11 protein-coding genes are annotated in these 12,996 nt (G+C 73.9%); 1 reads left to right on the top strand and 10 read right to left on the bottom strand.

Annotated features, from left to right (window positions below):
• Positions 1–486 precede the first annotated feature (486 nt).
• Positions 487–1,431 (bottom strand): DUF5926 family protein, encoded by a 945-nt coding sequence (locus KIK08_RS11565; RefSeq protein WP_214403060.1) that lies wholly within the window; start codon positions 1,429–1,431, stop codon positions 487–489.
• A 148-nt stretch (positions 1,432–1,579) separates the two neighbouring features.
• On the opposite strand from KIK08_RS11565, the gene KIK08_RS11560 reads away from it, so the two are divergent.
• Positions 1,580–2,773, top strand: a complete 1,194-nt coding sequence (locus KIK08_RS11560) for a cytochrome P450 (RefSeq protein ID WP_250556804.1) — start codon at positions 1,580–1,582, stop codon at positions 2,771–2,773.
• On the opposite strand, the gene KIK08_RS41650 is transcribed toward KIK08_RS11560, so the two are convergent.
• The 9 genes from KIK08_RS41650 to KIK08_RS11515 form a co-directional block, all read right to left on the bottom strand.
• Positions 2,700–3,629 (bottom strand): DUF4328 domain-containing protein, encoded by a 930-nt coding sequence (locus tag KIK08_RS41650; protein ID WP_214403059.1) that lies wholly within the window; start codon positions 3,627–3,629, stop codon positions 2,700–2,702. The two genes, KIK08_RS11560 and KIK08_RS41650, sit on opposite strands and share 74 nt — an antisense overlap.
• Before the next feature lie 3 nt (positions 3,630–3,632).
• Positions 3,633–3,962: a rhodanese-like domain-containing protein gene (locus KIK08_RS11550; protein ID WP_214403058.1), complete on the bottom strand. Its 330-nt coding sequence runs from the start codon at positions 3,960–3,962 to the stop codon at positions 3,633–3,635.
• 152 nt (positions 3,963–4,114) lie between these two features.
• The gene (locus KIK08_RS11545; protein ID WP_214403070.1) at positions 4,115–5,767 is read right to left on the bottom strand and encodes a monocarboxylic acid transporter; all 1,653 of its coding nucleotides are present in this window, start codon (positions 5,765–5,767) and stop codon (positions 4,115–4,117) included.
• 5 nt (positions 5,768–5,772) lie between these two features.
• Positions 5,773–6,108 carry a DUF485 domain-containing protein gene (locus KIK08_RS11540; protein ID WP_214403069.1) on the bottom strand — a complete coding sequence of 112 codons (336 nt, stop codon included), beginning with the start codon at positions 6,106–6,108 and terminating at the stop codon, positions 5,773–5,775.
• A 299-nt stretch (positions 6,109–6,407) separates the two neighbouring features.
• Positions 6,408–8,132 carry a sodium/solute symporter gene (locus KIK08_RS11535; protein WP_214403068.1) on the bottom strand — a complete coding sequence of 575 codons (1,725 nt, stop codon included), beginning with the start codon at positions 8,130–8,132 and terminating at the stop codon, positions 6,408–6,410.
• Positions 8,133–8,145: 13 nt separating this feature from the next.
• Positions 8,146–9,888, bottom strand: coding sequence for a sodium/solute symporter (locus tag KIK08_RS11530; RefSeq protein WP_214403057.1), 1,743 nt, complete (start codon positions 9,886–9,888; stop codon positions 8,146–8,148).
• A gap of 75 nt (positions 9,889–9,963) precedes the next feature.
• Entirely contained in the window at positions 9,964–10,962 is a 999-nt protein-coding gene (locus KIK08_RS11525; protein ID WP_214403056.1) for a hypothetical protein, read from the bottom strand.
• 84 nt (positions 10,963–11,046) lie between these two features.
• Positions 11,047–11,919, bottom strand: a complete 873-nt coding sequence (locus KIK08_RS11520; RefSeq protein WP_214403055.1) for a LytR/AlgR family response regulator transcription factor — start codon at positions 11,917–11,919, stop codon at positions 11,047–11,049.
• Positions 11,920–12,054: 135 nt separating this feature from the next.
• On the bottom strand, positions 12,055–12,927 hold the full coding sequence (locus KIK08_RS11515; RefSeq protein WP_214403067.1) for a S49 family peptidase: 873 nt from the start codon (positions 12,925–12,927) through the stop codon (positions 12,055–12,057).
• Positions 12,928–12,996: the final 69 nt, after the last annotated feature.

Raw genomic sequence — 12,996 nt, 5'->3', positions numbered from 1 at the left:
GGCCCTCAGCGCCCCGCTGCGAAACGACCTCCCACGATCAAAGAGACTCGGCGTCAACGGGCAGCCAACACGGAATTTTCACCGCTGAACGCGCGGTCCTCAAGAACCACACACGCTGCGAAGACGGGCCGGGTGCGTCGTCGGCGACGCCGCCGAGTTGGACGAGAGTCACTCTCGTGCGACCAGGTTGGACGAAAGCCGCGCTCGTGCGGCCGCACCTCCTGCGAGGAGGGCACTGCCGTCACGTCGGCCCACACGGCGTAGCGCCTGCGGCGCCCGCGCTACGACGTCCCCCACCAGCGCTGCGAGACCACACCAGCCGGCGTCCTCGCAGCACCAGCGGCGCTCTCGCAGCCCGCCGGCGCGCTGCGACCACCCAGCCAGCGCTGCGACGTCCCCCACCAGCGCTGCGAGGACGCACAACCCTCTGCGAGGGCACCCGGCCGGGTCCCCGCGACGAGCGGGTCGCGGGGAACCCGGGAGGGGTCAGCGGAGGGTGACCTGCTTGCCGGCGAGGGCGTCGCGGGCGCGGCGCTCGGCGTCGGTGAGCGGCGACGTCTCGGCCAGAGCCTTGTCGAGGCGCTTCGCGAACGCCGCGGCGGGCTCGGCCCACTCCTTGGCGTGCTGCTCGCGGTCGAGGTCCCACACCGGGACCAGCAGGCCGTGCGCGCGGAAGGCGCCGGCGTAGCGGGTCTCCGGGGTCAGGTTGAGCTCGTCGCGGGCCTGCAGCCGGGCCAGCGCGGCCTGCAGCGCGTCCTCCGACTCGGGGCGCACCCAGCGCAGGTGCGCCTTCGCGCCGGTGTCCACCCAGTACGCCGAGCGGACGCCGTCGGCGGCGACGGGCTCGGTCGGCAGGACGACCGAGTTGGCCCGCTCCAGGGTGGCCACGACGTCGGCGGCCGGCTCGGAGCCGTCCGCGGGCGGCGGGACCCACCAGCCGAAGTCGCCGTGCACCGTCAGGTCGAGGGTGGCCCCGGTGTCCAGCACGTCCTGCAGGCGGGTCGGCTCGCCGGCCAACCCGGGGCCGACGACCGGCAGCGCCGAACCGGGCTCGGCCTCCAGCGCCCAGGCCAGCGCCTTGGCCAGGTCGGCCGACAGGTCGCCGGAGCGGGTCTGCACCTGCATGCCCAGCACGACCTCGCCGTCCGGGCGGACCAGCGCCGCGGACGCCCCGGGCAGCACCGTCGCCAGCGTGACGGTGCGCTCGACCGGCGAGGCCAGCGGCAGCGGGGCGGTCGCCGACGGCAGGAACTCGCGCATCGCGACCAGGTCGCACTCGGCGGCGAGCCCGCTGAACGGCCGTGTGACGATCACGTCGTCGCCGGCGCCGTGGCAGGCCTTGTAGCGTTTGCCCGAACCGCACGGACACGGACGGCGGGGATTGTCCCCACCGGTCCCGGCCGCGCCGCGGGCGCGTGTCTTCTTCGCCATGATGCGGCAGACGGTAGCGGGTCGATTCCGCCGCCGGAGGCAGCTGGTGCGCGCGCACCGCCGAGAGAGCAGCTGGAGGCGCCCGGTGCACCCGTTCGACCCGGCCGACCCGAGCTTCCTGGCCGACCCGTACCCGGTCTTCGCCGCGATGCGCGCGGCCGGGCCCGTGCACGACCACCCGCTGCTGGGCATGCCGGTGGCGGTCTCGCACACGGCCTGCTCGCAGCTGCTGCGCGGGCGCGACCTGGGCCGCATCTGGGCCGACGCGCAGCCGGCCGACGAGTTCGGCGCGTTCAACCTGCTGCACCGCAACTCGCTGCTGGAGCGCGAGGGCGAGCCGCACGACCGGTTGCGCAGGCTGGTGGCCGGGGCTTTCGCCCGCGGGCACGTCGCCCGGCTGGGGCCGTGGGTGCGCGAGCTGGCCGACCGGATGGTCGCCGACCTGGCCCGCCGCGTCGACGACGAGGGCAGCGCCGACCTGCTCGGCGACGTGGCGGCCGTGCTGCCGGTCGAGGTGATCGCCGAGCTGCTCGGCGTCGAGGAGCCGGCCCGCTCGCGGCTGCGCGGCTGGTCCAACGCCATCGTGACGATGTACGAGCCCGCCACCGGACCGGACGCCGACGCCCGCCGCGCCGGCGCGGAGCGCGCGTCCGCGGAGTTCGTCGACGCGCTGCGCGAGCTGGCCGGGCACCGCCGCCGGCACCCGGGCGACGACCTGGTCACCGACCTGCTGGCCGGCGGCGAGGAGGGTCGGGTCGACGAGGACGAGCTGGTCGGGACGGCCGCGCTGCTGCTGATGGCCGGGCACGAGGCCACGGTCAACGTGCTCGGCAACGGCGTGCTCGCGCTGCTGCGCCACCCCGACCAGTGGGAGCGGCTGGTGGGCGAGCCCGACGTCCTCGACACGGCTGTCGAGGAGCTCATCCGCTACGACCCGCCGCTGCAGCTGTTCGAGCGCACGGCGGTCGTCGACACCGAGGTGGCCGGCCACCCGGTCCCGGCCGGCACGAAGATCGCCGCGCTGCTGGGGGCGGCGGCCCGCGATCCCGCCGCCGTGGACCGGCCCGACGAGCTCGACATCGGCCGCACCCGCAACCCGCACCTCGGGTTCGGCGCCGGGGTGCACTACTGCCTGGGCGCCCCGCTGGCCCGGCTGGAGGTCGCCGCCGCGCTGGACGCGCTGCGCCGCAGACTGCCCGACCTGCGGCTGGCCGCGGAGCCGCCGCGCCGGCCCGACTTCGTCATGCGCGGGCTGACCGAGCTGCGCGTCACGCGGTGGCGGACACCAGGATCTCCCGGCGGGCGCGCCCGACCGGGGCCAGCATCCGCGTCATCCGGGTGACCAGCAGGGCGGTGAGCACGGCGGTGACCACGGCCAGCAGGTCGAGCGCCGCGTGCAGGACGACGCCGTCGGCGCGGGCCTGCACGCCGGTGCGGAACGACCACAGCAGCACGACGACGGTGAGCACGCCGCCGACCGCCCACGCCACCCACCACGCCAGCAGCAGCCGCGAGGGCCGCGGGCGCCGCGCCGCCGGCAGCAGCAGCGCGGTGTGCTCGACCTCGGCCAGCACCGCGCCCGGGACGACCAGGTTGGCCCCGGGAACCAGCCAGCCGAGCACGACGGCGGCCGTCGAGCGGGACGGCCGCACCCCGGCCAGCTCGGCCGCGGCCTGCCGGGCGCGCACGCTCCACAGCACCAGCAGCCCGCCGGCCAGCACCGTCAGGATCGGCGCGACCGTGCCGGCCGCGTCGACGAACGCGTCGGACGCGGCCACCGTGGCGGCGTCGAGGGCGCCGTCACGGCTGGCCAGCAGCAGCGCGTAGCGCCAGGCCTCGGCCGCGGCGGCCAGCAGCGCGACGGCGGCGGTCGCCCACAGCACCGGCACGACGCTCGCGGCCGTCGACCGCGCTCGCCACACCGGGTCGGGCGGCGGCGTGCCGTCCGCACCCGGCGGCTGCCACGCCCGCGCCGGGAACCCCCAGCGGGGCAGGTAGCGGTAGCGCGGAGGGCCCGAGTACGGCGGAGGGGGCGGCTCGGAGGGCTCCGGCCCGGCCCCGGGCGGCGGCTCGGCGACCCAGGTCAGCGCGGCGAGGTAGCGGCCGCAGTACGGGCAGAACCGGCCGGCCCCCGGCGGCGCCGGGCGCCCGCAGCGCGGGCACGGCGCTCCGGTCAGCGCGTCCGGGCTGGGCTGCACGGCTCAGATGATCTCGGGCCGGCCGTTGTCGGCCACCACGTCGCGGCCCTGCGCCGCCCACGACTGCATGCCGCCGTCGACGTTCACCGCGGGGTAGCCCTGGCCGGCGAGGTAGGCGACCACGCGGGCCGAGCGGCCGCCGGAGCGGCACACGACGTAGAGCGGGTCGTCGGCGGGGATCTCGCCGAGCCGGCCGGTGAGCTCGGACATGGGGAGGTGGCGGGCGGTGGGCGCGTGGCCCGCGGCCCACTCGTCGGCCTCGCGCACGTCGAGCACCGGGGCGTCGGCGGGCAGGTCGGCCACCGCGATCGTCGGCACACCTGGTCCTGTCATGGTCACCATCCTGGCACCGCCCCCGTGACCCCGCCGTGAGCGGCGCACCCCGGACACGCCGACGGGGGCGGTCCCGGGGTTTCCGGTCCCGCCCCCGCGCCGAGAGCCGAGGGGTTGCTCTCGGTGGCTGGTGCGAAGTGGTGCGATGTGGCCTAGTGCGTGACCGCCTTCTCCGAGCCGGCGCCGGTCAGCGACCGGACCTCCATCTCGGAGTACTTGGCGATCTCGACGTGGTGCCGGGCGCCGACGTAGGTGCCGATGACCCCGAGCAGGAACGACAGCGGGATCGACACCAGGCCGGGGTTGGCCAGCGGGAAGATCGCGAAGTCGGCGTCCTTGATCATCGAGGTCGGGCGGCCGGAGACCGCCGGCGAGAACACGATCAGCAGCACGCACGACAGCAGTCCGCCGTAGATGCTCCACAGCGCGCCGGTGGTGTTGAACCGCTTCCAGAACAGCGAGTACAGGATGGTCGGCAGGTTCGCCGACGCGGCCACCGCGAACGCCAGTGCGACCAGGAACGCGATGTTCTGGTTGCGGGCCAGGATGCCGGCCGCGATGGCGACCGCACCGATCACCACGGCGGTGATCCGGGCCACCTTGACCTCGGAGTCCGGCGCGGTCTCGCCCTTCTTGATCACGTTGGCGTAGACGTCGTGCGCGAACGACGCCGACGCGGTGATCGTCAGGCCGGCGACCACCGCCAGGATCGTGGCGAAGGCGATCGCCGAGATCAGCCCGAGCAGGATCTCCCCGCCCAGTTCGAAGGCCAGCAGCGGAGCCGCGGAGTTGGTGCCGCCGGGCGCGGTGCTGATCCGCTGCGCGCCCCCGGGCACCAGCGCCGACGCGCCGTAGCCCAGGACCAGCGAGAACAGGTAGAAGATGCCGATCAGCCAGATCGCCCAGACCACCGAGCGGCGGGCCTCCTTGGCCGTGGGCACGGTGTAGAAGCGCATCAGGATGTGCGGCAGGCCCGCGGTGCCCAGCACCAGGGCCAGGCCCAGCGACAGGAAGTCGATCTTCGCCGTGGCGGTCGCGCCGTACTGCAGGCCCGGGGCCAGCAGGTTCTCGCCCAGCAGCTTCTCCGCCCCGGCCGCCGTGGTCAGCGACGGGTTCGCCGAGACGGACTGGCCGAGCAGGGCCGAGAGGTTGAAGCCGAAGATGGCCAGCACCCACACCGTGATGACGGCGGTGCCGGCGAGCAGCAGCGCGGCCTTGATGATCTGCACCCAGGTGGTGCCCTTCATCCCGCCGACCAGCACGTAGACGATCATCAGGATGCCGACGATGGCGATGACGATGCCCTGGCCGAGCACGTTCTCGTTGGGGATCTGCAGCAGCAGCGCCACCAGCGCCCCGGCCCCGGCCATCTGGGCGAGCAGGTAGAAGAACGACACGACCAGGGTCGAGGTGGCCGCGGCGGCCCGGACCGGGCGCTGGCGCATCCGGAACGCCAGCACGTCGCCCATCGTGAACTTGCCCGTGTTGCGCAGCAGTTCGGCGACCAGCAGCAGGGCGACCAGCCAGGCGACCAGGAACCCGATGGAGTAGAGGAAGCCGTCGTAGCCGTTGACCGCGATCGCCCCGGCGATGCCCAGGAACGACGCCGCGGACAGGTAGTCGCCGGCGATGGCGACACCGTTCTGCGGGCCGGTGAACGCCCGGCCGGCGGCGTAGTAGTCGGCCGCGGTCCTGTTGTTGCGGCTCGCCCGGAACACCACGATGAGGGTGACCACGACGAAGGCCGCGAAGATGCCGATGTTCAGGGCGGGGTTGCCCACGCCCCCGGCGGGCGCCTGCGCGATGACGTTCACGCCGCCCCCTCGATCCGCTCGCGGATGCGCTCGGCCGCCGGGTCGAGGTGCTTGTTGGCGTAGCGCACGTAGATCGTGGTGATGGCGAACGTGGTGACGAACTGCAGCAGACCGATGATGAGCCCGACGTTGATGTTGCCCAGCACCTTGATCGCCATGAACGACGGCGCGTAGGAGGCCAGCAGCACGTAGACGAGGTACCAGATCAGGAACGCGGCGCTCATCGGGAAGACGAACCGGCGCAGCCGGGATCGCAGGTCGGCGAACTCGGGACTGGCCTGCACCTGCTCGTAGACCGTCCCGCCCGTGGACTCGCTAGATCGCTCGTTCAACGCACTCACGGCGTCCTCCCCGCTTCGGACCGCTGCGCGCACAGCACCTTCGCCGTGTCGTCGGGGTCACAACGCAGCGAACGATAGATGAGTGACACACGTGTTTCGGAATACGCCGTTCGAGTGAACGCGAGAGGGGCGGAAACCCCTCGTCAAGCTTCTGACCAGCGGTCGAACCGCACGACGAACGGCCGATGAACGGTCCACGAACGGCGTCGGTCACGGCGTCGTTATCGCCCGGTATGCGCCGGTTTCACCCGATGGTGGATCGGGGTCGCGCGACCGTGTCGCGGCGCGCCTCAGCGGCCTGCGGAGCGCAGCCGCTCGGCCAGCCGGTCGCGGCTGAGCCCGAGGCGCTCCGGGGCGTGCATGCGCAGCATGACCTGCTCGGTGTCGGCCGGGCGGCGCTTGCGGGTCAACGAGCTGACCACGGCCATGACCAGGAACGCCGCGGGCACCGTGACCAGCGCCGGCCGGTAGAGCAGCACCGCGAGGGTGCCGTCGCCGACCCGCCCGGTCAGCGCCAGCGCCACCGCCCCGGCCGAGAGCAGCCCGCCGACCAGCACGCCCGCGATCGCACCGCGGTCGGTCAGCCCGCGCCACCAGATTCCCAGCACCAGCAGCGGGCAGAACGTCGACGCGGCCACCGCGAACACCAACCCGACGGCCTCGGAGAAGTCGAGCCTGGTCACCGTGAGCGACAGCGCCAGCGGCGCCGCCCCGGCGATGACCGCGGCCAGCCGGAAGTCGCGCACCTTGCCGCTGCGCAGCACGTCGGTGGACAGCACACCCGCGATGCTCACGATCAACCCGGACGACGTGGACAGGAACGCCGCCCACGCCCCCGCCGCCACCAGCGCGCCGAGCAGCGCGCCCGCCCAACCGCTGCCCAGCACCGCGGCGGGCAGCAGCAGCACCGCGGCGTCGGTGTCGCCGCTGACCAGCAGCTGCGGGTTGTACAGCCGCGACAGCGCGCCGACCAGCGTGACCGCGACGTAGAACACGCCGAGCATGGCCAGCACGATCACCGCGGTGCGCCGCGCGGCCCGGCCGTCGGGGTTGGTGTAGAAGCGCACCAGCACGTGCGGCAGGCCCATGGTGCCCAGGAACAGCGCGATGATCAGCGAGTAGGTGCCGAGCAGGCCGCCCTCCCGGTCGCCGGCGTAGGGGACGAGCCAGTCGGCGTCCTCGACCGGGGCGCCGGCCACCACCGGCACCTTCGCCCCACCCCCGAACTCCAGCCGCGAGCCCGCCGCCACGACGTAGCTGCCGGGCTCCCAGCTGACCGGGATGCCGTCGTAGATGACCAGCACCGATTCCTCGACCTGCAGCGTGACGTCGGTGCGCACGTCGACGGTCGTCCGCTCCGGGAACTGCGGCGGCGCCTCCCGGTTGAACGTGCGCGCGTCGCTGACGAAGAAGATCACCGCGATGGTGGCCGGGACGACCACCGCGGTGAGCTTCAACCAGTACTGGAACGCCTGCACGAAGGTGATCGAGCGCATCCCGCCCAGCACCACCGTGGCCACCACGACGACCGCCGAGGCGACCATCCCGACCCAGGACGGCAGCCCGGTCACCGTGGTCAGCGTGAGCCCCGCGCCCTGCAGCTGCGGCAGCAGGTAGAGCCAGCCGATCACCGCGACGAACACGGTGCAGATCTTGCGCAGCGTGCGCGAGCGCAGCCGGGCCTCGGCGAAGTCGGGCACCGTGTAGGCCCCCGAGCGGCGCAGCGGGGCCGCGACGAACAGCACCAGCGCCAGGTAGCCCGCGGTGAAGCCGACCGGGTACCAGAGCGCGTCGACGCCGTCGCGCAGGATCAGCCCGGCGATGCCCAGGAACGAGGCCGCCGACAGGTACTCCCCCGAGATCGCCCCGGCGTTCGCCGTCGGGCCGACGGTGCGCGAGGCGACCAGGAAGTCCGACGTGCTGCGGGCCACGCGCACGCCGAGCGAGCCGATGACAGCCGAGGCGATGGCCACCAGCGCCATGGCCACCAGCGCGGAGATCGCCTCGATCGACATCACCGGCATCGGGTCAGCCCGGGGATCGGCGTTCGAGCCGGTCGCTGCCGAGCCCGAGGCGCTCCGGGGCGTGCAGCGTGAGCAGGGTGCGGTCGACGTCCGGCGGGACCTTCGACCGGGTCAGCCTGCTGACCAGCACCATCGTCATGAACGCGGCGGGGACCGAGATCAGGGCCGGGCGGTAGAGCAGGATGCCGACGGGGTTGTCCGGCAGCACGGTGAACATCGCCGCGACCACCGACGTGATCGACAGCAGCCCGCCGACCACCACCCCGGTGATCGCCCCCGGCGCGGTGAGCCCGCGCCACCAGATGCCCAGCACCAGCAGCGGGCAGAACGTCGAGGCGGCCACCGCGAACACGAGCGGGATGGTCAGCGCGAAGTCGAGCCGGGTGACCGAGATCGCCAGCGCCAGGGGCACCACCATCGACAGCACCGCGGCCAGCCGGAAGTGGTGCCACCGCCCGCGCATCACGTCGGTGAACAGCACACCGGCCAGGCTGACCACCAGCCCGGAGGAGGTCGCCAGGAAGGCGGCCGCCGCCCCCGCCGCCACCAGCGCCGCGAGCAACCAGCCGAACACGTTGTCGCCGAGGGCGGCGGTCGGCAGCAGCAGCACGGCCGCATCCGATCCGCTCATCATCAGTTGCGGAGTGTAGAGGCGCGAGAACGCACCCAGCAGGACCACCGCGACGTAGAAGGAGCCGATCATGGCCAGCACCACGATCGTCGTCCGGCGGGCGGCCCGCCCGTCGGGGTTGGTGTAGAAGCGCACCAGCACGTGCGGCAGGCCCATGGTGCCCAGGAAACCGGCGATCAGCGTCGAGTAGATGGTCAGCAGTTGGCTGGGGTCGTCGCCGCGCGACATCGGCTCGATCCAAGCCTGGTCGGTGGCCGGGCGGTTGATGACGGCCGGGACGGGGCTGCCGGCGTCGAACTCCAGGCGGCTCCCCCTGGCCACCACGTGCTCCCCCGGCTCCCAGGTGATCATCTTCGCGGCCGGGAGGTCCACGCCGTCGACGACGCCGATGGCCCGGAACGTGACCGGCTCGACGGTCTGCAGCTTCGCGTCGACGGTGATGTCGACGACCGCGTCGGCGGGGAACCGCGGCGGGGCCGGCCGGTCGAGCGTGCGGTTGTCGGTCATGAACAGCGACAGGATGACCATCGCCGGGATCGCCAGCGCGGCGAACTTGAGCCAGAACTGGAACGCCTGCACGAAGGTGATCGAGCGCATCCCGCCGCCGATCACGGTCAGCAGCACGATCACCGCCGCGCCGACCGCGCCCGACCACGCCGGCAGCCCGGTCACCGTCCGCAGGACGAGCCCCGCGCCCTGCAGCTGCGGGAGCAGGTAGAGGGTGCCGATCAGCAGCACGACCGCGGTGCACACCCGCCGCAGGCCGGCCGAGGGCAGCCGGGCCTCGGCGAAGTCGGGCACCGTGTAGGCCCCCGAGCGGCGCAGCGGGGCCGCGATGAACAGCAGCAGGGCCAGGTAACCGCCGACGTAGGCGACGGCGGCCCACAGCCCGTCGGCCCCGTCCCGCAGGATCGAGGCGGCGATGCCCAGGAACGCGGCGGCCGACAGGTACTCGCCGGAGATCGCGCTGGCGTTGGCCACCGGGCCCACCCGCCGGGACGCGACCAGGAAGTCGGACGTGCTGCGGCGCATCCGGATGCCGAACATGCCGATGATGGCCGAGGCCACCCCGACCGCCAGCATCGCCAGCAGCCCGAGCAGCGCGGGCGTGGTCATCGGGGCGTTCATCCGTGGGGTCTCATGCGGGGGATCTCATGCAGGGGGTCTCATGCAGGGGGTCTCATGCGGGGGCTAGTCCTGCACGTGGTCGGCGAAGTTCTGCTCGACCCGCTCCGCGGTCCGGGTGTGCCACAGCCCCACCAGCACGAGGAACGGGTACACCAGCAGCCCCAGCAGCAGCCACGGCACCCGCAGGCCCAGCAGCTCGGTGCGACCGATCTCCGGGAACACCGCGAACAGCACCGGCAGCGCGCCCAGCGCGAGCGCGGTGCCCACCGCGAAGCGCAGCGCCACCGCCAGCTGGGCGCCGATCAGGTTGCTGCGCAGCAGCTCCCCGACCCCGGTGCCCTCCTGGACGTCGACGACGGTGCGCACCGGCCGGGCGCCGCCGCGGCGCTCCGACAGCACGACGCGCACGCGCCTGCTGTCCATCGACTCGTGCGGGTCGGGGTCGGGGGCGTCCGGGTCGCCCGGGACGATCGGGACGGCGTCGAGGCGGGCCTTGCGCACGCCGTGCAGGTCGCCGGAGCGGTACGGCGGCGGCGCGCCCTGGTCGTCGACCGGGACCTTCGCCACCCCGCCGGCCAGCATGGTGCGCCGGTGGCCCTCCACGCGCGGCGCGGGGCCCTCGGCGGCGGGTCGGGCGTCCGGCGTCGCGCCGGGCCCGGCGGTCGGGCGGACCGGTGGGATGCGGGTGGTCGGATCGGGACTGGACCAGGCCGCCGGCACCCGCGGCAGCCCGCGGGCGGGCGTGGACACCGGCTCGGGCGGCAGCGCGCCCGGCCCCGGGGTGGCCGTGGAGTGCCGCGGCACGTAGCTGATCGACGTCGTCGAGCTGGCCACCTCGTGCCGGGAGTGCCGGCCCTTGGAGGCCCGCCGCCCGGCCGCGATCCGGCGCTGGATCTCCTCGTGCAGCCACACCGCGCCGCTGTCCTCGGGGCCGAGGTCGTCGTCGCGGTCGCCCACCCGGTTGCCCTCGAGGTCGTAACCGGCGTCGTAGTCGTCGCCCGCGCCGTCGTCCTCGGGTCCCGGTCGCATCGACGGCGAGTCGCCGTCGATGGAGGTACTCACCGCACTCCCTCGCTAGCGCTCGGTCGACGCTTCGCAGGACGCTGTGTTGACGGGCTCACTCGCAAGCTCGCTCGCCGGTGACGCTCACCGCTGGCTCCAGGCCTGCTTGGTCGCGCGGACCAGGCGGTCCTTCAGCTCGCGGGTGTGCCGGCGGCTGACCGGCAGCTCGGCGCAGTCCGGGCCGCTGCCGACCCGCACCACGTAGCCCGACCCGGACAGCCGCAGCTCGGTGACCAGCGGCAGCGAGACCAGGAAGGAGCGGTGGATGCGCACGAAGCCGGCGTCGCGCCAGCGGTCCTCCAGGACCGACAGCGGGATGCGGACCAGGTGGCTGCCCTCGTGGGTGTGCAGGCGGGCGTAGTCGCCCTGGGCCTCCACGTACCGCACGGCGGAGCGGGGCACCAGCTTGGTGGTGCCGGCCAGCTCGACCGGGATGACCTCGTCCTCGCCGCCCTGCTCCTGCACCGGCTCGGCGACGCCCGCCGCCCGGTTGGCCAGGATCCGGTCGATCGCCGAGGCGAGCCGCTCGGCGCGCAGGGGCTTGAGCAGGTAGTCGACGGCGCCGACCTCGTAGGCGTCGACGGCGCGGTCGTCGTGGGCTGTGACGAACACCACAGACGGCGGCACGGCCATCGACGAGAAGACCCTCGCCAGCTCCATGCCGTCCAGGCCGGGCATCCGGATGTCGAGGAAGACGACCTCGATGTCGGTGCGCTCGGCGACGCGGGTGCCGGTCATGGGGTTGGCCATGCCGCGCCCGGGGGGCCCGGCCGGGGCCGCCTCGCGCACGCCCTGCCGGCTGTTGAGGATGCGCAGCGCGTCCGTCGCGTCGGACGCCTTGAGCACCATCCCGACCCGGGAGTCCTCGCTCAGCAGGTAGGCCAGTTCTTCGAGGGCCGGCTCCTCGTCGTCGACGGCGAGGACGACCAGGCCACCGGAGCTGTCGTTGCTGTCCACGATCTCCTCATCCTGCGTGTCCCGGGATCACCCGAAGGTCGGGGTCCCATCCCGACCGCCCGACCATGGTGACGGTGAATCCATCCGAGTGCCAAGTGGCCCGCACCGATCGAGTCGCCTGGGACCACATCCCGGCTACAGACCGTACCGCGCCCACGTGGCCCTGACCTCGGCCGCCTGCACCACTCCCAGCAGCACATCGGCCCCCTGCCCGGCCGCCGCGGCGGGCGACCCGGCCAGGCCCAGCCGGGCCAGCAGCGGCTTGCGCCCCTCCACCTGCGAGAGCTCCGCGTCCGGGAAGCGCTCGGTGAGCACCGCCCTGGCCGAACCCACCCCGTCGACCAGGCCCAGCTCCGCGGCCCGGGCACCGGTCCACACCTCGCCGCTGAACAGGTCGGCGTCCTTCGCCAGCCGGTCGCCCCGGCGGCTGGTGACCCAGTCGCGGAAGAGCCCGTGCAGCTCGTCCTGCAGGCCGCGCAACCAGTCGACGTCCTCGGGCTTCTCGGGCAGGAACGGGTCGAGCCGGGACTTCGACTCCCCCGCCGTGTACAGCCTGCGCCGCACCCCGAGCCGCTCGATCAGCCCGTCGAGGCCGAACCCCTGGCTGATCACGCCGATCGACCCGACGATCGAGGTCGGGTGGGCGTAGATCTCGTCGGCCGCGCAGGCCAGCCAGTAGCCGCCGGAGGCCGCCACGTCCTCGCAGAACGCCAGCACCGGCACGCCCTTGTCCTCGGCCAGGCCGCGGATCCGGTCGGCCACCAGCGCCGACTGGGTCGGCGCCCCGCCCGGGGAGTTCACCAGCAGCGCGACCGCGGCCAACCGCTCCGGCGCGAACGCGCGCTCGAGCGTCTTCTCCACCGCGCCGATGTTGATGACGCTGCGGGGCACCGGCGACGCCGACGCGGCGATGACGCCGTGCAGCCGGACCATCGACACCACCGGCCGGTCGGCCCGGTCGCCCAGCTTGCCCGGCAACCGGGAGGTCAGCCGGTCGGCCAATCTCAGCCCGTCCATGCCGTCACGGTAGTCGGACGTCCGCGGGTGTGCGACGAACGGTACGACCACCGTGTCGGG

This window comes from Pseudonocardia lacus (assembly GCF_018531445.1).
In the GTDB taxonomy this organism is placed as follows: Bacteria; Actinomycetota; Actinomycetes; order Mycobacteriales; family Pseudonocardiaceae; genus Pseudonocardia; species Pseudonocardia lacus.
This window is presented reverse-complemented; position numbering and strand designations above follow the sequence as displayed.